At 58.0% G+C, this 24,847-nt stretch carries 24 protein-coding genes and 1 tRNA gene; 10 read left to right on the top strand and 15 right to left on the bottom strand.

Annotated features, from left to right (window positions below; genetic code table 11):
- Positions 1-68 precede the first annotated feature (68 nt).
- Positions 69-1,010, top strand: coding sequence for a hypothetical protein (locus ACA044_RS18920; protein ID WP_497442754.1), 942 nt, complete (start codon positions 69-71; stop codon positions 1,008-1,010).
- A gap of 127 nt (positions 1,011-1,137) precedes the next feature.
- On the opposite strand, the gene ACA044_RS18915 is transcribed toward ACA044_RS18920, so the two are convergent.
- Together ACA044_RS18915 and ACA044_RS18910 are read right to left on the bottom strand one after the other, a co-directional pair.
- Complete coding sequence (locus tag ACA044_RS18915) at positions 1,138-1,509, bottom strand: type II toxin-antitoxin system YafO family toxin (protein WP_497442753.1); 372 nt, start codon at positions 1,507-1,509, stop codon at positions 1,138-1,140.
- A 6-nt stretch (positions 1,510-1,515) separates the two neighbouring features.
- Positions 1,516-1,662: a hypothetical protein gene (locus ACA044_RS18910; RefSeq protein WP_192343297.1), complete on the bottom strand. Its 147-nt coding sequence runs from the start codon at positions 1,660-1,662 to the stop codon at positions 1,516-1,518.
- 534 nt (positions 1,663-2,196) lie between these two features.
- On the opposite strand from ACA044_RS18910, the gene ACA044_RS18905 reads away from it, so the two are divergent.
- Positions 2,197-2,394 carry a hypothetical protein gene (locus ACA044_RS18905; protein ID WP_497442752.1) on the top strand — a complete coding sequence of 66 codons (198 nt, stop codon included), beginning with the start codon at positions 2,197-2,199 and terminating at the stop codon, positions 2,392-2,394.
- Between the two features lie 129 nt (positions 2,395-2,523).
- Here the strand turns inward: ACA044_RS18905 and ACA044_RS18900 are convergent, their stop codons facing one another.
- From ACA044_RS18900 to ACA044_RS18870, 7 genes are all read right to left on the bottom strand, one after another.
- Positions 2,524-3,315, bottom strand: coding sequence for a transporter substrate-binding domain-containing protein (locus ACA044_RS18900; RefSeq protein WP_497442751.1), 792 nt, complete (start codon positions 3,313-3,315; stop codon positions 2,524-2,526).
- A gap of 153 nt (positions 3,316-3,468) precedes the next feature.
- Positions 3,469-3,810: a hypothetical protein gene (locus ACA044_RS18895; RefSeq protein ID WP_497442750.1), complete on the bottom strand. Its 342-nt coding sequence runs from the start codon at positions 3,808-3,810 to the stop codon at positions 3,469-3,471.
- Positions 3,811-3,981: 171 nt separating this feature from the next.
- Positions 3,982-4,905 carry a copper homeostasis membrane protein CopD gene (gene copD, locus ACA044_RS18890; protein WP_497442749.1) on the bottom strand — a complete coding sequence of 308 codons (924 nt, stop codon included), beginning with the start codon at positions 4,903-4,905 and terminating at the stop codon, positions 3,982-3,984.
- A 3-nt stretch (positions 4,906-4,908) separates the two neighbouring features.
- The gene (copC, locus tag ACA044_RS18885) at positions 4,909-5,292 is read right to left on the bottom strand and encodes a copper homeostasis periplasmic binding protein CopC (protein ID WP_497442748.1); all 384 of its coding nucleotides are present in this window, start codon (positions 5,290-5,292) and stop codon (positions 4,909-4,911) included.
- A gap of 54 nt (positions 5,293-5,346) precedes the next feature.
- On the bottom strand, positions 5,347-6,237 hold the full coding sequence (locus tag ACA044_RS18880; protein ID WP_497442747.1) for a copper resistance protein B: 891 nt from the start codon (positions 6,235-6,237) through the stop codon (positions 5,347-5,349).
- A gap of 10 nt (positions 6,238-6,247) precedes the next feature.
- Complete coding sequence (locus ACA044_RS18875; protein ID WP_497442746.1) at positions 6,248-7,960, bottom strand: copper resistance system multicopper oxidase; 1,713 nt, start codon at positions 7,958-7,960, stop codon at positions 6,248-6,250.
- A 146-nt stretch (positions 7,961-8,106) separates the two neighbouring features.
- Entirely contained in the window at positions 8,107-8,811 is a 705-nt protein-coding gene (locus ACA044_RS18870) for a murein L,D-transpeptidase catalytic domain family protein (RefSeq protein WP_497442745.1), read from the bottom strand.
- An 81-nt stretch (positions 8,812-8,892) separates the two neighbouring features.
- Here ACA044_RS18870 and ACA044_RS18865 point away from each other — a divergent pair, with 81 nt between their 5' ends.
- Positions 8,893-10,644 carry a L,D-transpeptidase family protein gene (locus tag ACA044_RS18865; protein WP_497442744.1) on the top strand — a complete coding sequence of 584 codons (1,752 nt, stop codon included), beginning with the start codon at positions 8,893-8,895 and terminating at the stop codon, positions 10,642-10,644.
- 3 nt (positions 10,645-10,647) lie between these two features.
- Here ACA044_RS18865 and ACA044_RS18860 read toward each other — a convergent pair whose 3' ends face one another.
- Positions 10,648-11,130 carry a hypothetical protein gene (locus ACA044_RS18860; protein ID WP_497442743.1) on the bottom strand — a complete coding sequence of 161 codons (483 nt, stop codon included), beginning with the start codon at positions 11,128-11,130 and terminating at the stop codon, positions 10,648-10,650.
- Between the two features lie 246 nt (positions 11,131-11,376).
- Between ACA044_RS18860 and ACA044_RS18855 the strand changes: the two genes are divergently transcribed.
- The 4 genes from ACA044_RS18855 to ACA044_RS18840 all read left to right on the top strand — a co-directional run bounded on the left by ACA044_RS18855 (position 11,377) and on the right by ACA044_RS18840 (position 17,646).
- Complete coding sequence (locus ACA044_RS18855; RefSeq protein WP_497442742.1) at positions 11,377-12,948, top strand: sensor domain-containing diguanylate cyclase; 1,572 nt, start codon at positions 11,377-11,379, stop codon at positions 12,946-12,948.
- Positions 12,949-13,243: 295 nt separating this feature from the next.
- On the top strand, positions 13,244-15,811 hold the full coding sequence (locus ACA044_RS18850) for a bifunctional diguanylate cyclase/phosphodiesterase (protein ID WP_497442741.1): 2,568 nt from the start codon (positions 13,244-13,246) through the stop codon (positions 15,809-15,811).
- Between the two features lie 99 nt (positions 15,812-15,910).
- Positions 15,911-16,702: an exodeoxyribonuclease III gene (locus tag ACA044_RS18845; RefSeq protein ID WP_497442740.1), complete on the top strand. Its 792-nt coding sequence runs from the start codon at positions 15,911-15,913 to the stop codon at positions 16,700-16,702.
- A gap of 116 nt (positions 16,703-16,818) precedes the next feature.
- Entirely contained in the window at positions 16,819-17,646 is an 828-nt protein-coding gene (locus ACA044_RS18840; RefSeq protein WP_497442739.1) for an arylamine N-acetyltransferase family protein, read from the top strand.
- Between the two features lie 84 nt (positions 17,647-17,730).
- Here ACA044_RS18840 and ACA044_RS18835 read toward each other — a convergent pair whose 3' ends face one another.
- Positions 17,731-18,075: a BrnA antitoxin family protein gene (locus tag ACA044_RS18835; protein WP_497442738.1), complete on the bottom strand. Its 345-nt coding sequence runs from the start codon at positions 18,073-18,075 to the stop codon at positions 17,731-17,733.
- A gap of 3 nt (positions 18,076-18,078) precedes the next feature.
- A complete protein-coding gene (locus ACA044_RS18830; protein WP_476214329.1) occupies positions 18,079-18,360 on the bottom strand; it encodes a BrnT family toxin in 282 nt (93 codons plus the stop codon).
- Between the two features lie 253 nt (positions 18,361-18,613).
- On the opposite strand from ACA044_RS18830, the gene ACA044_RS18825 reads away from it, so the two are divergent.
- Positions 18,614-20,131 (top strand): nucleobase:cation symporter-2 family protein, encoded by a 1,518-nt coding sequence (locus ACA044_RS18825; protein ID WP_497442737.1) that lies wholly within the window; start codon positions 18,614-18,616, stop codon positions 20,129-20,131.
- A 111-nt stretch (positions 20,132-20,242) separates the two neighbouring features.
- On the opposite strand, the gene ACA044_RS18820 is transcribed toward ACA044_RS18825, so the two are convergent.
- A tRNA-Asn gene (locus tag ACA044_RS18820) sits at positions 20,243-20,318 on the bottom strand.
- Positions 20,319-20,545: 227 nt separating this feature from the next.
- Between ACA044_RS18820 and ACA044_RS18815 the strand changes: the two genes are divergently transcribed.
- On the top strand, positions 20,546-20,776 hold the full coding sequence (locus ACA044_RS18815; protein ID WP_019649343.1) for a hypothetical protein: 231 nt from the start codon (positions 20,546-20,548) through the stop codon (positions 20,774-20,776).
- On the opposite strand, the gene ACA044_RS18810 is transcribed toward ACA044_RS18815, so the two are convergent.
- Positions 20,773-20,973, bottom strand: coding sequence for a hypothetical protein (locus ACA044_RS18810; protein ID WP_007935214.1), 201 nt, complete (start codon positions 20,971-20,973; stop codon positions 20,773-20,775). The two genes, ACA044_RS18815 and ACA044_RS18810, sit on opposite strands and share 4 nt — an antisense overlap.
- Before the next feature lie 237 nt (positions 20,974-21,210).
- Positions 21,211-22,407: an amino acid aminotransferase gene (locus tag ACA044_RS18805; RefSeq protein WP_497442736.1), complete on the bottom strand. Its 1,197-nt coding sequence runs from the start codon at positions 22,405-22,407 to the stop codon at positions 21,211-21,213.
- 351 nt (positions 22,408-22,758) lie between these two features.
- On the opposite strand from ACA044_RS18805, the gene uvrB reads away from it, so the two are divergent.
- Positions 22,759-24,774 carry an excinuclease ABC subunit UvrB gene (uvrB, locus tag ACA044_RS18800; protein WP_497442735.1) on the top strand — a complete coding sequence of 672 codons (2,016 nt, stop codon included), beginning with the start codon at positions 22,759-22,761 and terminating at the stop codon, positions 24,772-24,774.
- The last annotated feature ends 73 nt before the right edge of the window (positions 24,775-24,847 follow it).

The raw sequence follows: 24,847 nt of genomic DNA, 5'->3' as shown, positions 1-24,847 counted from the left end.
GGACTTGAAGGTGCCATCATTTTGCCCCATGTCAGGGTTGAATCATCATTGACTAAAGCAGGGAAGAAATGTCGAACATCAATCTGAAGCGTTTACTGGACGCTCAAACGAAATTTTCCTTTGGTGAATCAACCACCGCTCATACGGCCAACGATTTCTGGCAATGGGCGTTTTCCAATATGGACGTGCCTGTGCTACGTGGCGTATTGATCGAATACCTCGTTGCCAAAAAGCTGATTTCGCAATGCGACAAGATTGTTGGTGAAACGGTAAGCAGGCTGACCACCTACAACTTGGGTGATGGTGATTTGAGCAATAGCATCGACAAACACTACAGGGTGCAGCCCCACGGTGATGTTTTCGATCTCCAGCTAACGTGGGGTGCTACGGTCGAGATCAAGAGTACTGCTTCTCCCGCCAACTGGCGGTTGAACAAGACCTGTCGCTGGAACATCATCAACGACAAGAACCTCAAGGAAACTGTGTTTCCTGCGCAGTTCTACATCCTTGCGGAAATGAAGTCCGGCATCACCTTCAACGACAGCGATCTGGATGTCGGAGACATAGTGTTCCACGTTCGAACGGGCGAGGAGCTGGATAAGTTGGCGCTCGATCAGAAGTCGATCGGCTATTCGAAGTTTGTGGGCGTCGGGGATAAGCAACGTAGTTGCGGCTATGAAGAGTTGGCGGATGTGTTGAAAGAGTTGCAGACGCAACGCTTACATGACATTAAAAAGAAGCTTCGTCCCGATTGGCGGTTGGAAGGCATTCAAAGTGAAGACCATGTCCTGGCTCTTGCCGTTGAAAAGCCGGATGGGGTGGAGGCAGGCTGGTATCTGAAATTGGAGGCCGATGACAAATTTGAGTATCACCCTATCAGGCCGTTCGAGTCTCCTTGGCGTGAGGGCGTCAAGCCCGACTGGCGTGATTGGGAGGCAGCAGGCTTCTCTTTCGTGCCAGAGTTCAAAGTAAAGGAGGCTAACGAGGAAGAGGCTGCAGAAATGGTTTAAGTTTTTTTCGATTTGCTTTTTCGCGGTAAGTAGTAATCAAAGAAACCCGGTCAAGCGCCGGGTTTTTTGCGGACAGTTCACAGATCATCCAGATCAGGGAATCTGATCTTGCCGACAATCCAGGGCTCTACGATATCGTTGCGCATCGTACGCAGGAACGAACCCCATTCTTTACGATTGTGAGCATCCGGCCCCCCGTGACCGTGAGCAGTAAGTATTCATCTCTGAAGTCGTCGTAAGCATAGATGAGCCAGAAGTCATTGTCAGGATCATCAACAAGTGCGGTGCGATAATACTGACGACTGATTTTTGCCCAACGGGTTTGTATCTCTTCTGTGCTCGCGAGGTGGATATGATGCATTTCGCTCAGGTCGAGCTTCTCGTCTCTACCAAAGATGGCAGGCAGGTCACCGAACAACTTGTAGTTGTAGAACTGTGCGGTAATTATTTCCCAGTGTTTTACTTCTTGAAAAACTGCAGCAATTTTGACTGCCGGCATCCAGGCCTACTTTGTAATAGGAAGCTTGCCAGTGATCACAAACGTATCAAAGACTTTCTGCCCATCACGCGCTGCTTCCCGAACATCCAGGAACGTCAGTTCTTTATGGACGACCTTTCTGCGGGGCTTGTCGGTTTTTTTAGTGGTGGCCATCGGAGCCTCCGAAGGATGTGTATTCATGCTGACCAGCTTATGTGATTGAAGGGATCCGGGCAAACCGCGACAGCGGTACACGGGGCGGCATTTTTCGGCTGACTTCGATGAGGCCGAAGGGGCGTCCGGGGAGGGCGCCCCTTTTTGACGTCAGGATGACCCTAAGGTCTCCCGCGCACAGCCACCATAAAACAGGCAGCTAGGTGCGTTCCGAAGCGCTCCGAAAATGGTCGAAGGCTTCAGTTCAATTGCCATCGAGTCGCCAAACCCGACACGCCATTTGGGCGTCGGGTGGACTATAGGCCTCGTGACAAAAGCGCAGCAATGGATAAGTGTACGGACAATTCCTAGTGTGGTGTAGGACGCTACTCTTTTCACAGTTTGTCTGGGGAGCACCCTTTTTTCCTCAAAAAACCGCACTAGCTGAACAAACGCTGTCGCTCAGCAATGTTTCATCAAGTCCGGCAGGCTTGCGGCATAGGATGACCACCTAAGATCACGTCGCCACGCTTGCAGCCCACAGGGAACTGAAAAATGATCTCGAACCTCTTCAAAGTCGTGCTGATCGCCGGTGCTTTGCTCTTGAGCGCCTGTTCGGGTGTGAGCACCAGTTCCTGCTTTTCAGAAGACTGCCAACAGTTTGATGGCCATAGCCCCAACAAGTTGAACCTTGGCGGCAGCGCCATCGGCAATAGCTTTAATGAGTACAGCTCGGGGTTGCTGCACGATTAAAGGTGACGCAACGGCTGAGGTTTCCGCCGTTGCGTGATTTGCCTGATGTAATGCGTGTTCTGATTTTGCGACTGCTGTGCAGCCGGACGCAGGCTTCGCCAGCTGCTACATGGAATGGATCGCGGCGGGTTATTTAGCCTCTGGCGTTGCTATCCACTGACCCAGGATTTTTTGGTAATTGCCTGTCACCTTGGCCAAGTGCAGCCACTGATCGACGTACAACTTCCAGCTGATGTCATCGCGCGGCAGCAGGTAAGCCTTCTCGCCATACTGCATGAATTGCGTCGGGTTGACGGCGCAGAGGCCCGGTTTGAGTTTCTGTTGGTAGAGCGCTTCCGAGGCGTCGGTAATCATCACGTCGGCTTTTTTGTCCAGCAGCTCCTGGAAGATGGTCACGTTGTCGTGAAGCCGCAATTGCGCCTTGGGCAGGAAGGCGTGAACGAAGGCTTCGTTGGTGCCGCCGGCCGGTTCGACCAGGCGAACGGAAGGCTGGTTGATTTGTTCGATGGTCTGGTATTGCGCCTGATTTTCGCAGCGCACCAGTGGGATTTTGCCGTCGACATCCAGTGTGGTGCTGAAGAAAGCTTTTTTCTGACGTTCCAGCGTGACGGAGATGCCGCCGACGCCGATGTCGCATTTGCCCGCGAGCATGTCGGGCATCAGGGTTTTCCAGGTGGTCTGGACCCACTCAACCTTCACCCCCAGGCTGTCGGCCAACGTGCGTGCCATGGCGATGTCGATCCCCGAGTATTCGCCGTCCTCACCTTTGTAGGTATAGGGTTTGTAGTCGCCCGTCGTACAAACGCGCAGTTGGCCCTGTTGCAGGACGGTGTCCAGGTGCGAAGGGTTTTGCTCTGCCTGAGCGCCGCAGGATAGCGCCAGCAGGCCACAGAGCATCATTGTGCTTTTTATGGTTTTCATGGTTATCGGGCTTTTGTGATGGAGTGGGGTTCAAGCGGGAATCAGTGTAGTCAAAGCACTTCTTGGCTGTCATCCACCGTCCAAAATCCCGTTCACTCCGATGGGTGATACGTGCCAGGCAAGGCCTGGCACGTACCCCTCCACATGAGTTGTTTATCCAACAGCCAAAGACTTACAACTCTCAACAGACGCTTCAACTGAATTGGTAGCAGAGTGGACTCTTACTCCCTTGAGTTTATCGAGTGGCGGCTCTTTCCAAAGCGTTGATGCGTCGATGGGAAGGACGACCTGTATAACAGTTCCTTGGGGCGGATCAGCAACAAAATCGAAGTCTTGAATGCCGTCAGGCGGGAACTGTATATAAACCCGTGGCTCCAATCTCGGGTTTGTCCATCCAGCAGAACCCACGAGGCCAATTGCCGATATGTGTAGCTGCGGTGGGTTTGATTTAAGTATTTTTAACTCGACATCCACTACTTTCATTACTTCAGCCATTTTCGATCTCCTTTTCGATAATTGCGCCTCTTTTTCACCTTGGCGCTTGGGTGTTGAACCCTTGGCTTGAAATCTGGTGTGGTTAGACGCTAGTAAAGGACCCTCATCCTGTCCACTGACTGCTTTGGCCGGTCATCGGATGATGTAGATAGTGTCTCCCTGCGTAATTTTCTACAGAGCGTCCATCTCCGGACTCAATGTCCCCAACCAAGCCACCAACCCCACAATCAACACCGCCGCCGCCCATTCCACCACCACGCTGCGCCGCAACGCATTGGCGGCGACTGTGTATTGCCCGTCCTGCAACGACCGCTGCAAAAACGGCCCAAGGTGAAACCGGTTCAATGCGGCGAGCACGAGCATTCCGGCAAACAGCACCACTTTGATAAACAGCAAAATCCCGTAAGTGCTAAGAAAAACTTCATCCAGCTTCGGCCCAACGATGAACAGATAATTCACAACCCCCGTCACTGTGATGAGCACCACGATGACCGCGCCAATCACCTCAAACCGATTAACCGCGCGAACCAACAACCTGATGCGTACTTCGGTTTGCAGAGCATTAATCTTCGCCATCAACGCAAACGCCGCCAACGCCCCAACCCATGCCCCCGCCGCCAGCAAGTGCAGAACATCCACCGCGAAATGCCAATAACGACGACTGCCTTCATCCATCGCCCCATGCCCGCTCCAGGCCACACTGGCGAGGGCGACACCACCGGCAAAAGCCGCGACCAACAAACTGAAACCAGGCGCACGGAGCATCACCGCTGAACCAGCAACCACCAGCGCAACGATGCGAACCCCCCAGGCCAATCCCACATCCGTCTCGAACACCATCATCTCGATGTGCGGACGCAGATCGGCGAAGTCCGATTCTCCGCTCATGGCACTCGTCATCATCACCATGCTCGCGATAGACAACACCGCACCCAGCACCGCCGTCCCCGCCAACATCGACCGGAACGGCAACACCGCTCCCGACACTCGTTCTTGCCCTTTAAGGCTGTACAACCCAAAAAGCGCCACCCCGAACAACAGCATCAAATCCACATACAACGCAAACCGCAGGGCAATGCCGACCGAGTCGCTCATTCATCACTTCACTTTGAACGTAACGTTGCCGGTGATCGGGTGAGTGTCCGAAGACACCGCGCGCCATTCGACTTTGTAGCTGCCGGTGGGCAGTGGTGAGAGCGGGGTAATGATCATGGTTTTCGGGTCGCTGCCGCCGGAGACTTTGGCTTTCATGGGCATGGGTGAATGGGCCATGCCGGGCATTGCAGTCATGACCAGTTTGGCGCCGGAGAATTGGGTCATGAGGTTTTCGGAGAAGTGCAGTTCTATTTTGTTGGGTGCTGCGCCGTCCGCGCCTTCGGCCGGGGTGGAGGAGAGCAGTTTCGGGTGGGCTTGAGCCAGTGTGCTCATGAGCAGCCCGGTGGAAAGTGCGATGGCAACAGCGGTGGTTTTGATCATGCGCATGCAAGGCCCCTTACCGCGCGAAGCGGTTGGTTTTTAGATTTTGAGTGAGTGCGTTTAAAACCACAGCCGAACGCCGAGGACGAGACGGGCTTCGCTGCGATCCTCGCCTTCGTCCCTGGCGTAGTCGGCGGTTTTGCCGTAGGTGCGGTTCCAGGTCACGCCGATGTAGGGCGCGAATTCCCGGCGGATTTCATAGCGCAGCCGCAGGCCTGCTTCGGTGTTGGACAGCCCGGAACCGATGCCCCGTTGCGGATCGTTTTTGCCGTAGAGGTTGAGCTCGGCGGTCGGCTGCAAAATCAGCCGGTTGGTGAGCAGGATGTCGTAGTCGCCCTCCAGCCGTGCAGCGCTCTGGCCGCCTTCGCCGATGAAGGCGGTGGCCTCGGTTTCGAAGTTGTACAGCGCCATGCCTTGCACGCCGAACGCGGCCCAGGTTTGCGGGTCGCCGGGTTTGAAGTCCTGACGCACGCCGGCTACCACGTCCCACCAGGGGGAGATGGCGTGGCCCCAGAGGGCCTGGACCTCGGCGTCTTCGGTTTTGCCGTTGATGCGTTCGCCTTCGGAGCGCAGCCACAGACGATCGATGTCACCGCCGATCCAGCCGGACAGATCCCACGCCAGCGCGCTGCCGTCATCGGCGTCCTGCCATTCGAGTTTGTCGGCGAGGAAGTAATAGTTGAGCGCGGTGTCATGCACGCTGTGGCCGGCGGGGCTGACATACACGGCGGCGCGGTCGGCGTCAGTCAATGCCGGGATCGGTGTGCGGCTTTGGGTTGGCGTGGCGGGCTGCATCTGGCCCTCGTCCATGCTTTGCATTTGGCTGTGATCCATGCCCGGCATCTGGCTATGGTCCATGTTCTGCATGTCGTCGGTGGCGGCCATAGCCGAAAAAGCCGTGAGTCCAGCGAGTGCCAAAGCGAGGCGGGTGGAGCTAGTCAGTCTGGTCATGGGTAGCGCCTCATTCTTCCACGCGAACTTCACGGAACATGCCCATTTCCATGTGGTACAGGAGATGGCAGTGATAGGCCCAGCGCCCGAGTGCATCGGCAGTGACCCGGTAGCTGCGCCGCGATCCCGGCGGCACGTCGATGGTGTGTTTGCGCACCATGAACTGGCCGTTCTCGTCTTCGAGGTCGCTCCACATGCCATGCAAATGAATGGGGTGAGTCATCATCGTGTCGTTGACCAGCACCACCCGAACCCGTTCGCCGTACTTGAGTCGCAGCGGTTCGGCGTCGGAGAATTTCACGCCGTTGAACGACCAGGCGAATTTTTCCATGTGGCCGGTCAGGTGCAGCTCGAGGGTGCGGCCGGGCTCGCGGCCGTCCGGGTCTTCGAAGGTGCTGCGCAGATCGGAGTAGGTCAGCACGCGGCGGCCGTTGTCGCGCAGGCCCAGGCCCGGGTCATCGAGTTTTGGCGAGGTGCTCATGGCCTGCATGTCCACCAGCGGGTTGTCTTTTTCCGTATCCGGATGGGACTGCATGCCGGCCATGCCTGACATGGCGCTGTGATCCATGCCCGCCATGTCGCCACCCATGCTGCCGTGATCCATCCCGCCCATGCCCATGTCATCCATAGTCACCAGCGGCCGCAGATCCAGCGGTGGCACCGGCGCCGACAATCCTGCCTTCATCGCAAGGGTGCCTCGCGCATAACCCGTTCGATCCATCGACTGCGCGAATAGGGTGTAGGCGTCCTGGGTCGGCTCGACGATCACATCGAACGTCTCCGCCACCGCGATGCGAAATTCGTCGACGCTCACCGGTTTGACGTACAGCCCATCCGCCGCGACCACGGTCATTTTCAGGCCGGGGATGCGCACGTCGAAGTAGGTCATGGCGGAGCCGTTGATAAACCGCAGTCGCAGTTTTTCTCCGGGACGGAATACGCCAGTCCAGTTCATGTCTGGCGCCTGGCCGTTCATCAAGTAGGTGTAAGTGGCGCCGCTGACGTCGGCCAGGTCGGTGGGGTTCATCTTCATCTCGGCCCACATCTTGCGATCGGCGACCGTCGACCCCCAGCCTTTCTCACTGACGTCGTGGATGAAATCGCCCACAGTGCGTTTGTGATAGTTGTAGTAATCGGACTGCTTTTTCAGCGTCTTTATCAGGCTGACCGCGTTTTCGTCGGTCCAGTCGGTGAGCATCACCACGTAATCGCGGTCGTACTGGAAAGGCTCCGGGTCCTTGGCGTCGATCACCAATGGGCCATAAACCCCGGACTGTTCCTGAAAGCCCGAATGGCTGTGATACCAGTAAGTGCCGTTCTGCCGGACCTTGAACCGGTAGACGTACATCCCATCCGGTTCGATGCCGTGAAAACTCAGGCCCGGCACGCCGTCCATGTTGGCCGGCAGCAAGATGCCGTGCCAGTGAATGGAAGTGCTGTCCTTGAGTTTGTTTTTCACCCGCAGCGTGACCGTGTCGCCTTCACGCCAACGCAGCAGAGGGCCGGGAATGCCGCCGTTGATGGTCATTGCGGTTCGAGGATTGCCGGTGATGTTGACCGGGGTTTCACCGATGAACAGGTCGAAGTCGGAACCGGCCAGCACGCTCGGTTCGCCGGGGCTGGTCACCGCCCAGACCGGCGTGCGCCACAGCCCGAGGCCAGCGAGAACCCCGCCAGCGGCCAGGCCCTTCACGAAGGTGCGTCTTGAGGTGTTGGAATGCATGCCGTTTTTTCCCGTCCGTCAGCCTGGTGAAGCCCTCGGGTCCATCCTGAGCGGAGGGCAGAGAACGTCTATAAGGCGAGGCTAACGGGCGGCGCCTTTCAGCAGGCTGAAGCCAAGATTACAATTTTGACAGTTTCACGCGGTGTTCAATGGCTTCTATTGGGCTTGGACGAGTCCGCCACGGTGGCGTTACCGCAATTGATATACGAAGAAGACTTCAACCAGCGTTGATCCGGATAGTAAGAAAACAACAGTTGCCCATCCTTCATCGAGTCAATCAACTGATGCGCAATCGCAGGTCTTACAGCCGGGCAACCCAGACTTCTGCCGATCCGGCCATTTGCCCGCGCCAGGTCCGGACTGACATACGGCGCGCCATGAATGACGATCGCCCGTTCGAAGGCGTTGTCGTTGAAGCCCGGTTCCAGACCTTCCATGCGCAACGAATAACCGTTTTGCCCGACATAGCTGGATTGGGTGCGATACAAACCGAGACTGGTGGCGTAGCTGGCATTCTGGTTGGAGAACTGACGGGCCATGTTCTCGCCGCTGTTGCGACCATGGGCGACCAGTTCGTGGAACAACAACTTGCGTTGTTTAAGGTCGAACACCCAAAGACGTTGCGCGGTCGAGGGCAGGGAATAATCGATGACTGCTAGTCTTTGAACCGGGGCCGTGCCTTGGGCCCGGCTGCATTGAGAGGCGCGTACGGCCAGGGCAATGACCTTGGCGTTGGCCTTTGGGGCCGCTTTGATCAGCGCGGCTTCAAGCGAATCGGCGTAGGCTGCCGGTAGTGTAAACGCGGTCAGCAACAGGGCCGTTATTAAAAAACCGAAGCGGTCTAGGGCCATATGCAAGTCTCATCTGATTGTTTCGAGTCTAGCAGCGCGCACGACGCTAGCCGGTTGAAAACGGGAGATTAAGGATTATCCATGGGGCAGTTAACAAGGTTATTCGTCATAAGCCGCATCTTTTTTATGGGCTTTCTGATAAGCGGCATGGCAATCGCGGAAACTTCGCCGATTGAGCCGCCATCTCCCGTTAGCGTCGGTGCGGATGCCGCGCCGGGCGATTACACCGGTCAGGCGATTCAGGCGGCGTTGGCGCCATTGAGCTCGGCGTTTCCTCCGTTGCTCACATCACCGGGACATCAACGGACCGACATCAACCGAGCGGTATTGGATTTTTATAGCCATCGTGGCTATCGCGCTGCCTGGACGGATGATGACGATGTCGTCCAGTTGTTGAAAAGCCTGAGCGACACCGAGGTCGATGGCCTGGACCCTGCGGATTTTCGAATTGCCGAACTGGTCACGGCCAGAACGTCGATGCAGACAACCGCGCCAACCCCCGGGCAACGGGCAGCTTTTGATATCTCGGCGACCCAGACGTTCATCACGGCGCTGCTGCAATTGCGGCGTGGCAAGGTCGACCCTTCGCGGCTGGACATTCATTGGAATTTCGACCCGGTCGGCATCGACCCTCGAGAGGACGTCAATCTTTTCTTCGCCGCACTCGACAGCCATGACGTCGCGCGCGCATTCACCCAGGCGCCGCCACAAGAAGCGATTTATGGCACGTTGCGACAGGGCCTGGCGCAACTGCGCAGGGTTCGCGGCAGTGGCGGCTGGCCGAAGATTTCCGAAGGGCAGACGCTCAGGCCCGGCATGGACGACGCCTCGGTTGCGCAGTTGCGTGCCCGTTTGGCGGCGGGTGGTTATCTGGCCCCGCAAATGACCGCGCGCACCGACTACGACGACACCGTCACGGCGGCGGTGAAGAAGTATCAGGCCGAGCAATACCTCGGGGCAGACGGTGTAGCGGGGCCGGCGACCCTCGCGGCGTTGAACGTACCGGTCGAGGCGCGAATCGACCAAGTGCGGGTGAACATGGAGCGGGCGCGATGGCTGCTGTACAAACTCCAGGGCACTTTTGTCATCGTCGACATCGCCGGGTACAAGGTTTCTTTCTATCGCGATGGCAAGCCGATATGGCGTTCTCGAGTGCAGGTCGGTAAACCGTTTCGCAGCACGCCGATTTTTCAATCGGAGGTCACCTACGTCACGTTCAACCCGACCTGGACCGTGCCGCCGACGATTCTCGTCAAGGACATGCTGCCGAAGATTCGCAACAATCCTGGTTATCTGGATGCCAATCGAATTCGCGTGATCGATCGAGAAGGCAATGTGCTCGACCCGTTCACCGTCGATTGGGACAACCCGCGTGGCCTTACGCTGCGTCAGGATGCAGGGCCGGATAACTCGCTGGGGCAGGTGGTTATTCGCTTTCCCAATGACTACGCGATTTATCTGCACGACACACCGCATCGCGAGTTGTTTGCGCAATCCAATCGCGCGACCAGTTCCGGCTGTATCCGGGTAGAAAACCCGCTGCAATTGGTGGAGCTGTTGTTCAACGACCCGGTTCGCTGGAGCAGCGCAGGGATTCAAAAGCAGTTAGCCAACGGTAAGACGGAGAACATCAGGCTCCCGGTGAAAGTGCCGGTGCTGTTGGCCTATTGGACAGTGGACCTGAGTCTTGATGGGCGCGTGACGTTCAAGCCTGATGTGTATGGGTACGACACCCCGGTATTGCGGGCGTTGAACCTGCCTTCGGAACGGCCAACGCTGGACGGGAGGCGAGCGGCGCCTCCCTCGATGGCGGTGGGGCAGAGCAAGTTGTAGCCCTTAAAGCCCCAACCCCTCCTGCACTGCCAGGAGCAGGTTGTGTTCTGTCAGGGCGATCGCATCCGGTTGTTGTCCGGACTGTTCGATCGCCTGAAGCCACCACTGCGTCTCGCCGTGTTCGTTCACGGTTCGCAACAGCGCGAGTTCCTTGCCGATCGAGTGGACCTCGATCCGCCCGGCACCGTCTGCGGTGAAGCGAGCGACGGGGTCGAAGGTGATGCTGTGGTGGTTGCCTTCGATCAGCAGTTGATCGATGGCGTATTCGTAGGTCGCCCCGTCCGGGGCACTCTCGAACACGTGAGTGGAATTGCGTCGCAGCTTCAGGCCCACCTCTATCAGTGGCTGTAGCCAGGTTTCAATCTGGTGATACAGCTCGTAGACCTGGGTGGGCCAGCTGTCGATGGCCTGATCGGCGATGGTCGCATCGGCACTGGTTTGCCGGGATTGTTTCAGCTTCACGGCGAGCTCGTCTGCTTTACTCATGTCGATTTCCTGTCGTGATGTCAGTTAATCGTAGCTCCTCCAAGGTAATGCGGGTTTTGCCCGGCGTCATGTTCCGGCCAATGGTCTTGCCTTCTGGAAAGCCACAAGTACTGGCTCAGTAATACTAAGCGCTATGACCATTGATCCCCCAACCCTGCGTTTGTCCCGCACAACCCCGTAGACTACGCTCACAAAAAATAAGGGTTTTGGGCCTCTGCCCATGCCTTACCCTTTCAGGACATGCTTTTGCCTATCCCCATTCACGATCCGCACCCCACGCCCGGCGGTGCCTTGAAACGGCTGCCTCTGCTCAAGGCTGCGGTGCTGTTTATCGTGGCGGTGTGCCTCTGCCTCTGTGGTCTGCTTTTCCTGCAGCTGGAGCAGTCGCGCCGGCACGATCTGGCGTTGGCCGAGGTGTCGTCGTCGAACCTGACCCGGGCTATGGCGCAGCAGGCCGAAGACACGTTCATGAAAGCCGACCTGGTGCTGACCAGTCTGGTGGACTGGATTCAGGCTGATGGTTTCGACGCTGACCAGACGCCACACTTGCAGAAAACCTTCGCGCGGCGGGTACAGGCGCTGCATCAGTTGCACGGTATATTTCTGTTCGACAGGCAGGGGCAATGGGCTGTGACGTCGTTCAAGAATCTGCCCCGCGGGCCGAGTGTGGCGGACCGTGACTATTTCAGGTTTCACCAGCAAAACGTGTCGACCCTGGCGCACATCGGCCCGGCCATTCGCAGTCGGGAAAATGGCGAGTGGATCATTCCGGTTTCCAAACGGATAAACGACAAGAACGGCGATTTCCAGGGCGTGTTGCTGGCCGGGATCAAGATGTCGTACTTCGATCAGTTCTTCAAAAGCTTCAGCATCGATGACAACGGTGCGATGTTTTTGGGATTGACCGACGGAACACTGCTGGCGCGACGGCCGTTTGTGGAATCGCAGATTGGTACGTCGTTGGCCCAGGGTGAAATCTTTCAAAAGCTCTTGCCCAATGCAACCTCCGGTAACGCCATGATCGACTCGGTGGTGGATGGCATCGTTCGGTTGTATGGCTATCGTCAGCTCGATGCCTATCCAGTGGTGGTCGCGGCGGCATCCTCCAAAGACGCAATCCTCAAGGACTGGTACGACACGGCGATTCAATCCAGTGTGATCGTCGCTCTGGTCGTCCTCGGCGTGGGGTTATTCGGTTGGGTGTTCATTCATCAGGTGCGCGCGGGCGAGCGCATCGAGGCGGATTTGCGCAAGGCGCAGAAAACGCTGGAGTTGATCGCCACCCACGACAGCCTGACCGGGTTGGCCAACCGTCGATTGTTCAAGCGGGCGCTGGAGATCGAGTTTGGGCGCGGTGCCCGGCGGTCGAGCCCGCTGAGCTTGATCATGCTCGATATCGATTACTTCAAACGCTATAACGACACTTACGGCCATGTGGCCGGGGACCATTGCCTGGCCGAAGTGGCGCGGGCGCTGAAGAGTTGCTGTCAACGCAAAGCCGATCTGGCCGTGCGCTACGGCGGTGAAGAGTTCGCGGTGTTGCTGCCGGATACCGACATCCATGGCGCGCTGACCATCGCCGAGCATATCCGCCGCAGCGTCATGGACAAAAACATCATCCACAGCGGTTCACCCACGGGCTACGTGACGGTCAGTCTTGGCTGTTATTCGTTTGTGCCGACGGGGCACGACAGCACCAATATGTTTATCGAGCGGGCGGATGCGGCGCTGTATCAAGCCAAGCACTCGGGGCGAAATCGCTCGGCGGTGTTGTCCATGGAAGGGGGCGTCGAGGCGCTGATGCGCTCGGATCGTTGAAACTTTCCACCATGGCTGGGGGGTAAAACGATGCACACTGTGTAGCAGCTGCCGAAGGCTGCGTTCGGCTGCGAAGCAGTCGTAAAATCAGAGAGATTGCGGTACATCTGGCAGATCGCATTAGCCGGATTCACGACTGCTCCGCAGCCGAACGCAGCCTTCGGCAGCTGCTACAGTCCAGGGGCGATGACCGAGCATGGCTGCTATGGTCAGTCGAGAGCCTGGCTGTCATGATCGTTAGACCAGACCCCGCCGGTCTCACCCGATCAGGCGATCGATCGACAGGATCAAATGCATGGAATTGACCGCCATTACCGCTGCACCCGCACGCCATACCCCGATCACCCGTAACCTGATGTTGGTCGTCGGTCTGTTGTTTGTCGTTGGGGTACTGATCGCGCTGATCGCCCTGTTCAGTATTGCCGGACGGCTCGATGCCCAGGACCTGGCCAAGACCACTTTCTATACCCAGCGCGCACTGGAAAACCGTATCACCGCCACGAAAAACTATATCGCCAGTTATGCCAACTGGACGACCGCCTACGACCACTTGAACGGCAAGGTCGATGTTCAGTGGGCCTACATCGACCAGAACTTGGGTAAAACCTTATTTACTATCGATCGCTACGATGGCGTTTTCGTGGTCGATCGTCAGCGAACCAAATACGCCGTGGTGCGCGGGCTTCAGGTGCAAGATGAGGCGACGGCTTATCTGTCGACATCGATGGCGAGTCTGGTTGAGGAGGTTCAAAGTCAGGAGAGCCTCATCGACCCTGTCAGCCGGTACACCTTGTTCGAGGGCAAACCGGCGCTGTTGACGGCTGCCGCGATCGTGCCCAATGACGAACGCCCGGCGGTCGATCCCAAGAGCACTTCGGTGCTGATCTACGTCGACCAGTTGAACCCTGAAAAGCTCAGCGCATTGAGTGCCGACTACGGTTTGCATGACTTGAGCCTGACGCCCGACGACGCTGTCGCTCCCGGTCAACCCGCCGTCACTCTCGCAGGCACCACTTACAGCCTGGTATCCCGGCTCGAGCAGCCGGGCCATCAATTGCTCTGGTCGCTGTTGCCGCCGCTGGGCGGGGCGCTGTTGATTCTGACGTTGTTGACCGCTTATTTCTTTCGCTATGTCTTGCGCACGTCCCGCCATGTGGACGCCAGCTACACCCACCTCGACTTGTCGAATCAGGCGCTGGAGGCCAGTGAAGAGCGTTTTCGTGCGGTGGCCGAGGCCGCCTCCGACTGGATCTGGGAAATCGATGACCGGCATTGCATCACTTACCTGTCGGGACGCTTCAGCACCGTCACCGGGTTCTCCGATCAGCAATGGCTGGGGCAGAACATCGAGCAACTGCTCAACTGCGATACCACGCCTTTGTCGCTGTGGCTGAACAAACTCGATGAAGAACAGTCCGTCAGCCATTTGCGCTGTTCCTACCGCGATCACTCGGGGCAACAACGGGTCTGCCGGGTGTCGGCGCGACCGATCCAGCGCAAGGGCGTGGTGCTGGGTTTTCGCGGGACGGCCAGCGACATCACCGATGAAGTCGCCGCCCATGCGCAGATCCAGCACCTGTCGTTGCACGATGCCCTGACTGGCCTGCCGAACCGCAACAAACTGGCGCGCTACCTCGAAGAGGCGCTGGCGCTGAAAGAGCAGTCGGCGGCACTGACGCTGTTGATGATCGACCTGGATAACTTCAAACCGATCAACGATTCCCTGGGCCACCCGGCCGGTGATGCGGTACTGCTGGAAGTGGCGGTCCGTTTGCGTGAATGCACGCGGGACATTGACCTGGTCGCCCGATTGGGCGGCGACGAGTTTGTGCTGGTGCTCCATGGCATGGACAGCCACGCGGAAATCGACCGGTTTTGCCAGCGCTTGCTCGACAGCCTGCATCAGCCGATTCATTACGATCACCACACGCTGCACATTGGCGCGAGTATCGGTATCGCCCTGAGTCGGCGCCAGGGGCACTTCCCGGAGGAGCTGATTCGCTGTGCCGATATCGCGTTGTATCAGGCCAAATCTGATGGCAAGAGGACCTGGTGCTACTTTGCGGCGCACATGAGCGATCAGATCCAGCACCGCCGGCAACTGGAAAATGACCTGCGTCAGGCGATCAAGAACAACGAATTCGTGATGCATTACCAACCGCGTTATCACGTCGATGGCAAGCAGATCGTCTCGGTCGAAGCGCTGCTGCGCTGGCAGCATCCGGTGCAAGGTTTGTTGAGCCCTGACGAGTTTATTCCGTTGGCCGAGCAGACCGATCTGATCGTGCCATTAGGGCGCTGGGTGTTGCGCGAGGCGTGCGAGACGGCACTGACCTGGCCGGGCACGATGATGGTGTCGGTCAACCTGTCGCCGGTGCAGTTTTCCCGTAGCGATGTGATCGAGGATGTTCGGGAAGTGTTGATCCAGACCCGCTTGCCCGCCAGTCGGCTGGAGCTGGAGATCACTGAAAACGTGATGCTCAACGACGTCGATGGCGCCCTGGCGACCATGAGCGCGCTCAAGGAGTTGGGCGTGCGGTTGAACATGGACGACTTCGGTACCGGATATTCTTCGCTGGGTTACCTGCGCACGTATCCGTTCGACGGGATCAAGATCGACAAGCGCTTCATTTCGTCCATGAGCAACGGCAGCAATGACCGCGCCGTGGTGCAGGCGATCATCAATCTGGGTAAGGCCATGGGCCTGACCGTCACCGCAGAAGGGGTCGAGACGCTGGAGCAACTGGACTTCCTGATCTCGGACCAGTGCCATGAAGTACAAGGGTTCTACCTCAGTCGCCCGGTTGACAGGTATGCGCTGCTGCCGTTGCTCAAGGCATCATGGGACGATTATCCGCTGTAAGCTCGCGCCTTTAGTCGCCTGTTTCGTTCGCCGCGGCAACTGCCGTGGCGCACCCCGGTCACAACTGGATACCGCCCAATCCGTTGCGAGCGTCGGATCATGAAGAACCTGAAAATCGCCACCTTCAACGTCAACGGCATGCGCGCCCGTTTGCCGAATCTACTGGCGTGGCTGGAACGGGAACAGCCAGACATCGCCTGCTTGCAAGAACTCAAATCGGTCGACGGCGCATTCCCCGTCGCCGAACTGGAGGCGGCCGGGTATGGCGCCATCTGGCACGGCCAGGTGGCGTGGAACGGGGTGGCGATTCTGGCGCGCGATGCGCAACCGCTGGAGAGCCGGCGCGGTTTGCCGGGTGATGACAGCGATACCCATAGCCGCTACGTGGAAGCCGCCGTGCACGGGGTTCTGGTGGGCTGTTTGTACCTGCCCAATGGCAATCCGCAGCCGGGGCCGAAGTTCGATTACAAACTGGCGTGGTTCGAGCGGCTGATCTCGCACGCCAAGGACCTCCAGAGCAGCGAGCATCCGGTGGTGCTGGCCGGCGACTACAACGTGGTGCCCACCGATCTGGACATCTACAATCCGCGCTCCTGGCTCAAGGATGCGCTGCTGCAACCGCAAAGCCGCGCGTGTTATCAGCGGCTTCTGGATCAGGGGTGGACCGATTCCCTGCGTCATCTGTATCCAGAGGAGCGGATCTACACTTTCTGGGATTATTTCCGTCAGCACTGGCAGAAAAACTCGGGGTTGCGCATCGATCATCTGCTGCTCAACCCGGCCCTGAGTCCTTATCTGCAAGAGGCCGGCGTGGATGCCTGGGTTCGCAATGAACCTCATGCCAGCGATCATGCGCCGGCGTGGATTCGATTGGGCACGCGCAAGCGGTGATAATTCTGGCGTGTGCGGCGATTGGCTAAATCAATTGTCAGTCCGAGCGCTTTTTCCCTTATACATGGCGCCCATCGGCGGAGCGATCCGCGGACCTCTGCATAAAGGATTGAGCGATGAGCGAGACACGACTGACGAATCCTGCGCTGTACCTGCAACGCCTGGGCTTCGACGCGCCCCCGGCACCGACCCTGCAAACCCTGCGTCAACTGCAACTGCGCCACACCGGTGCCTTTCCGTTTGAAAACCTCACCACGTTATTGGGCGAGCCGGTGCTCATCGATCTGCCGTCCATAGAGCAGAAAGTCCTGCACGATGGTCGTGGTGGCTACTGCTATGAACTCAACAACCTGTTCCTGGCCTTGCTTCAGACGCTGGGTTTCGAGGCTCGCGGCATCACCGGCCGCGTGGTCATGAACCAGTCCGAAGGCGCGTGGACCGCCCGTACTCACCGCTTGAGCCTGGTAACCCTCGACGGCGTGCGCTACATCACCGACGTCGGCTTCGGCGGCATGGTGCCCACCGCACCGCTGATGCTCGACACCGAAGCCGAACAGCTGACACCCCACGAACCCTATCGCATCGAGCCCCATGCAGACGGCTACACCCTGCGCGCCAACGTTGGCGGCGAGTGGCGGGCGATGTATATCTTCGACCTGCAACGTCAGGAAGACATCGATTATGTCCTCGGTAATTGGTACGTCTCGACCCATCCCGAATCGTCCTTCATCAAACAACTGATGGTGGCGCGAACAGGGGAGGGATGGCGGCGTACGCTGAACAACGGCAGTTTTGCCATTCATCGCATGGGCAGCGAGAGCGAGCGGCGGCAGGTGACAGACGCTGAGGAATTGATCGGGTTACTGGAAAGTGAATTCGGGATTCGAGTGCCGGCGCAGGAGGCGTTGAAGCAGGTGTTTGAGCGGTTGATCGGGTCTGTGTAGCAGGCAAATTGAGCGCGATGCAAAGGGACGGATTTGATCAATTCGCCCCTTTTTCTGTTGGTCGATCCAGGCGTGGGTAGGGGGCTAGGAACGAACTTCAAGCTCCATCACGTGATGGATTTCGCTGAGGGCTTCTGACAATTTTTTCTCCAGGCTTTTCAGCTCGGAGGCGGTGATGCCTTTTTTGAAATGCCCGACATTTGCACCGGCAGTGTTCTGATCGGGCTTCGCCATGTTGCCTTTATCGCTGAGCAATGCCTGGCGCAAGGTATTGTTGATCACCGTCTGGTAGCCATACCCCTCGCTTTCTGCCAGTGCGCGTGCGGTCTCTATGACGACATCATCGAGCATGATGGTGATTCGGGTCTTGCCCTTGCTGGAGGCAATCGCTCCACGCTTGGCGTTGCTGAAGTCGTATTCATCTTTCATCGGTCAAGCCTCCATATAGTGGCGACGCTCGTTTTTGGTGGCGATGCGCGCAGAAATGATTCGCACGAAATTCGGATCGCGGTAGGTGTATGCAACGACCAGCAAGCGACCTTTGGCATCCAGCCCGATGATGATCCATCGCTGCTCATCGTGGTGGTTGTCCTGAAGCGTCAGGGCTCGTTCGTCATAAAACACGGGTTCTGTCTCGGCGAGGCTGACGCCTTGATGCTTTAGTTTGTTGGCCGCGTTCTTTGCCTTGTGATACTGAATTTCGAATGACTTCATTATGCATACTTTATATGTATAAGCGAGGGGCGTCCGTGCCGGCGGTCGCTTGGAAAGCAAAAGATTAGCGGCGGGGAGGGAAAGGGGAGGAAGGATGTATTGCAAGAGTTTTAGGTTGGAGGTGCCATGGGCAAAAGGACGGCATGGACACATGTCCATAATCTGACTGGTTGGTTGTATACAACTCTATAGACATTTGTCCTGACTATTGCATACAGTGTGCGCACAACAAAAACCAGGGATCCCCCCAACCATGAAAACACCCCATGTTTCACACCAACGGCCTGAGGACGAGAATCTCGGGATCGGCGCGAATATGGCTTACGGCCTGCAACACGTTCTGACCATGTATGGCGGTATCGTCGCGGTGCCTTTGATCATCGGCCAGGCGGCCGGGCTCTCGCCGGCGGACATTGGTTTGTTGATTGCTGCTTCATTGTTTGCAGGGGGGCTGGCAACACTGCTGCAAACCCTGGGTTTGCCGTTTTTCGGTTGTCAGTTGCCGCTGGTGCAAGGCGTGTCATTCTCCGGCGTTGCGACCATGGTGGCGATTGTCAGCAGCGGTGGGGAGGGCGGCTTTCAGTCTATTCTCGGGGCGGTGATTGCCGCGTCGCTGATCGGCTTGCTGATCACGCCGGTGTTTTCGCGAATCACCAAGTTCTTTCCGCCACTGGTGACGGGCATTGTGATCACCACCATCGGCCTGACGCTGATGCCGGTGGCTGCGCGCTGGGTCATGGGCGGCAACAGCCACGCCCCGGATTTCGGCAGCATGGCGAACATCGGTCTGGCGGCGGTGACGCTGGTGCTGGTACTGCTGCTGAGCAAGATCGGCAGCGCGACCATCTCCCGTTTATCGATCCTCTTGGCGATGGTCATCGGCACGGTCATTGCCGTGTTCCTCGGCATGGCGGATTTCTCGTCCGTCACCCAAGGCCCGATGTTCGGCTTCCCGACACCGTTCCATTTCGGCATGCCGACCTTCCACTTCGCCGCGATCCTGTCGATGTGCATCGTGATCATGGTGACTCTGGTGGAAACCTCCGCCGATATCCTTGCCGTCGGTGAAATCATCGGCACCAAAGTCGATTCCAAACGTTTGGGCAATGGCCTGCGCGCCGACATGCTGTCGAGCATGATCGCGCCGATCTTCGGCTCTTTCACCCAGAGTGCTTTCGCCCAGAACGTCGGGTTGGTGGCGGTGACCGGGATCAAGAGCCGTTTCGTGGTGGCCACCGGCGGGGTGTTTCTGGTGGTGCTCGGATTGCTGCCATTCATGGGCCGGGTCATCGCCGCCGTGCCGACCTCCGTGCTCGGCGGCGCCGGCATCGTGCTGTTCGGCACTGTCGCCGCCAGCGGCATTCGGACGCTGTCCAAGGTCGACTACCGCAACAACGTCAACCTGATCATCGTCGCCACTTCCATCGGTTTCGGCATGATCCCCATCGCCGCACCCAACTTCTACGACCACTTTCCCAGCTGGTTCGCGACGATCTTCCACTCGGGCATCAGCTCCTCGGCGATCATGGCCATCGTGCTGAACCTGACCTTCAACCACCTCACTGCCGGCAACTCGGATCAACAATCGGTGTTTGCGGCCGGTACCGAGCGAGTCCTGCGTTATCAGGACCTGGCGGCGTTGCGGGAAGGGGATTACTTCAGCGAAGGTAAGCTGCATGACTGCGACGGGAATGAGATCCCGGTGGTGGAGACAGAGCATGGGCATGCTGAGCCGCGGGCAGTGCATGCGAAAAGCAGTGAGCATGTCTGACGGCTTAAAGCCGGAAGATCAAAAGATCGCAGGCTGCGATCTTTTGACTTTATGGTGAGCACAAAAAAGCCCCTGAATCTTTCGATTCAGGGGCTTCTCGGTTTTGCTGTCTGGCTCCACGACCTGGACTCGAACCAGGGACCCAGTGATTAACAGTCACTTGCTCTACCAACTGAGCTATCGCGGAATGGCGCCTATGTTACTGATTCAAAAAGGGAAGTCAAGCTTCTGTTGGCAACTTGATGTTTTCATCGGATCAGAGGGTGGTTTATCGGCCATTGGCGGTTACCAGAAGCGCGGTAGAGGTCTACCATGGCCGCCCGGAAGTGGTGACACGCGCTGCCGGCCCTCAGCCGAAAAGGTACGCGCCATGAATCACCTGACTCTCACACCTCAAAATAGCGAGGTGTTCGCATGAGCATCGCTCAGATCAGCCTGCCCAAAGGTGTCGGCCCGCACGCCGAGAAGCTATTCGACGCAATCACTCAGGCCAGCACGGCGGATGAGCTGAACCGCGCGGGCGGCAAGGCCGAAGGTTTTGTCCTGGGCCTGGAAAGCACCAAAGCCATCAAAAGCCAGGTGGCCGAGTCGCTTTATGTGGCCTATGACGACGCGGCCAGCCAGCGCGCGAGCGAACTGGCCTAACCGCCGAAGGTAATGGTGCCGAGCATCAATTTGGCGTACAGCATCGTGGCGGCCAGTTGCACCAGCCACAAGGCCAGGCCGCCAAGGAACACGCCCGCAGCCACTTGCAGCACCAGGTTATTACCGCGTTTGGCCGAGGAGCGGGGCACGAAGTGGTCCAGCTCGTCGCGGTCGGCGCGTAGGTCATCGTTTTTCATGTGGGTTCTCAAAAAATCTCGGGTGTACATAAAACCTTGTGGGAGCGGGCTTGCTCGCGAAGACGGCGGCACATCCAGCATCAATGTGACAGGTAGAACGCTTTCGCGAGCAAGCCCGCTCCCACATTTTTTGATCTGTGTGCAGTCTAGAGCGACCGGATCCCGAGCTGGGAATTATCGAAGACAAATAAAAAACGGGAAGCCATGTGGCTTCCCGTTTTCGTATCACCGCACGACTCAGATCACCTGAACGATGGCCTTGGTCACGGCGTCGATGTTGTTCTGGTTCAGAGCGGCAACGCAGATACGGCCGGTGTCCAGGGCGTAGATGCCGAACTCGTTGCGCAGACGGGTCACTTGCTCAACCGTCAGGCCGGAGTAGGAGAACATGCCGCGTTGGCGACCGACGAAGCTGAAATCACGCTGTGGAGCGTTTTTCGCCAGCAGGTCGACCATCTGAATGCGCATGCCGCGAATCCGCAGGCGCATTTCTGCCAGTTCTTCTTCCCACTGGGCGCGCAGTACCGGGCTGTTCAACACAGCGGCGACGATGCTTGCACCGTGGGTCGGCGGGTTGGAGTAGTTGGTGCGGATCACGCGTTTGACTTGCGACAGGACGCGCGCGCTTTCTTCTTTCGAATCGCTGACGATCGACAGGGCGCCAACGCGCTCACCGTACAGCGAGAAGGATTTGGAGAACGAGCTGGAGACGAAGAAAGTCAGGTCCGATTCGGCGAACAGGCGCACGGCAGCGGCGTCTTCATCGATACCGTCGCCAAAGCCCTGGTAGGCCATGTCGAGGAACGGCACATGACCTTTGGCTTTCACCACTTCCAGCACGTTTTTCCAGTCCGCCGGGCTCAGGTCCACGCCGGTCGGGTTGTGGCAGCAAGCGTGCAGCACAACGATGGAGCCGGACGGCAGGGCGTTCAGGTCTTCCAACAGGCCCGCGCGGTTTACGTCGTGGGTCGCGGCGTCGTAGTAGCGGTAGTTCTGCACCGGGAAACCGGCAGTTTCGAACAGTGCGCGGTGGTTTTCCCAGCTCGGGTCGCTGATTGCCACGACGGCGTTCGGCAGCAGTTGCTTGAGGAAGTCGGCACCGATTTTCAGCGCGCCGGTACCGCCGACGGCTTGGGTGGTGATGACCCGGCCAGCGGCGATCAGCGGCGAATCATTGCCGAACAGCAGTTTTTGCACGGCCTGGTCGTAGGCGGCGATGCCGTCGATCGGCAAGTAACCACGGGAAGCATGTTGAGCGGCGCGAATCGTCTCGGCTTCGATAACGGCGCGCAGGAGTGGAATTCGTCCCTCCTCGTTGCAGTAAACACCAACCCCCAGGTTGACCTTGTTGGTACGGGTATCGGCATTGAATGCTTCGTTGAGACCCAGGATTGGATCGCGGGGTGCCATTTCGACAGCGGAGAACAGGCTCATTATTGCGGCTCTGAATGGAGTGAGGAGGGACGTGTCGCGCTCCAGCCGAATGCACTAGAGCGGTGTACAAACGGGGAGCTAGTATAGAGGCCATTACCGATTGATGGCGACAGGCGATTTGGCTTTTACGGTAAGTTTTTTGAATTAATTTTCGGTCGTTGGTCGAGTGGCATCGTTAAAGGTTTTACCTGATGTAGGACGTTTACCTTGAAAACGATGGCAATCGGCTCCACATTGAGCACAATCCAGTTTTTTCCTCGGGCGACATCGGTCGTTTGCGGTGTTTCTCATTCCTGTCCTGAGCAATCGGGCAGGAATGAGAAACACCGCACCGAGAACCGAGAGGTACTTATGTCTGAATTCCAGCTAGTCACCCGCTTCGAGCCCGCCGGCGATCAGCCGGAAGCCATCCGCCTGATGGTCGAGGGCATTGAGGCCGGGCTGGCGCACCAGACGCTGCTCGGTGTGACCGGCTCGGGCAAGACCTTCAGCATCGCCAATGTGATCGCCCAGGTGCAGCGTCCGACTCTGGTGTTGGCGCCAAACAAGACACTGGCTGCGCAATTGTATGGCGAGTTCAAAGCGTTCTTCCCGAACAACGCTGTTGAATATTTCGTTTCCTACTACGACTACTACCAGCCCGAAGCCTACGTGCCATCGTCAGACACCTTCATCGAGAAGGACGCGTCGATCAACGACCACATCGAGCAGATGCGTCTGTCGGCCACCAAGGCGTTGCTGGAGCGCAAGGACGCGATCATCGTCACCACCGTGTCGTGCATCTACGGTCTGGGCAGTCCGGAAACCTATTTGAAGATGGTGTTGCACGTGGATCGCGGCGACAAGCTGGATCAACGTGCGCTGCTGCGTCGTCTGGCCGACTTGCAATACACCCGCAACGACATGGACTTCGCCCGGGCAACCTTCCGGGTGCGCGGCGATGTGATTGATATCCACCCGGCGGAATCCGATTTTGAAGCGATCCGCATCGAGCTGTTCGATGACGAAGTGGAGAGCCTGTCCGCCTTCGACCCGCTGACCGGTGAGGTCATCCGCAAACTGCCGCGTTTCACCTTCTATCCGAAGAGCCACTACGTGACGCCGCGGGAAACCCTGCTCGACGCCGTCGAAGGGATCAAGGTCGAGTTGCAGGAGCGCCTGGAATACCTGCGCTCCAACAACAAACTGGTGGAAGCCCAGCGACTGGAACAGCGCACCCGTTTCGACCTGGAGATGATCCTGGAGCTGGGCTATTGCAACGGCATCGAAAACTACTCGCGCTACCTCTCAGGCCGTGCATCCGGCGAGGCGCCGCCCACTTTGTTTGACTACCTGCCGGCCGACGCCTTGCTGGTAATCGACGAGTCCCATGTCAGCGTGCCGCAGGTCGGCGCCATGTATAAGGGCGACCGATCGCGTAAAGAGACGCTGGTGGAGTACGGTTTCCGCCTGCCCTCGGCGCTGGATAATCGGCCGATGCGTTTCGACGAATTCGAAGGCATCAGTCCGCAGACGATTTTTGTCTCGGCCACGCCGGGCAATTACGAGGCGGAACACGCGGGGCGCGTGGTCGAGCAATTGGTGCGCCCGACCGGTTTGGTGGACCCGCAAATCGAAATTCGCCCGGCGCTGACCCAGGTCGATGATTTGCTCTCGGAAATCGGCAAGCGGGTGGCCCTGGAAGAGCGGGTGCTGGTCACGACACTGACCAAGCGCATGTCCGAAGACTTGACCGATTATCTGGCCGATCACGGCGTTCGCGTGCGGTATCTGCACTCGGACATCGACACCGTGGAACGGGTCGAGATCATCCGTGATTTGCGTCTTGGCACCTTCGATGTGTTGGTGGGTATCAACCTGCTGCGTGAAGGTCTGGACATGCCGGAAGTCTCGCTGGTGGCGATTCTCGACGCCGACAAGGAAGGTTTCCTGCGCTCCGAGCGCTCGCTGATCCAGACCATCGGTCGGGCGGCGCGCAACCTCAACGGCCGGGCGATTCTGTATGCAGATCGCATCACCGGTTCCATGGAGCGGGCGATTGGCGAAACCGAGCGTCGTCGCGACAAGCAGATCGCCTTCAACCTGGCCAACGGCATAACGCCCAAGGGTGTGTTCAAGGACGTTGCGGACATTATGGAAGGCGCTACGGTGCCGGGTTCGCGCAGCAAGAAGCGCAAAGGCATGGCCAAGGCCGCCGAGGAAAGCGCCAGGTACGAGGCCGAACTACGCTCGCCGAGCGAGATCACCAAGCGCATTCGTCAGTTGGAAGAGAAGATGTACCAGCTCGCTCGCGACCTGGAGTTCGAAGCCGCGGCACAGCTGCGCGACGAGATTGGCAAGTTGCGGGAGCGGTTGCTGGCTGTTTGAGATTGCAGCGACGGTGAGGGCCTCTTCGCGGCGAGCAGTCTGCTCCCACATTTAGTCGGTGTTCACATCGCAG

It is taken from the genome of Pseudomonas sp. LBUM1673 (genome assembly GCF_059695645.1).
Note: the sequence above shows the minus strand (reverse complement) of the source record. Positions and strands in the feature narration are given on the sequence as shown.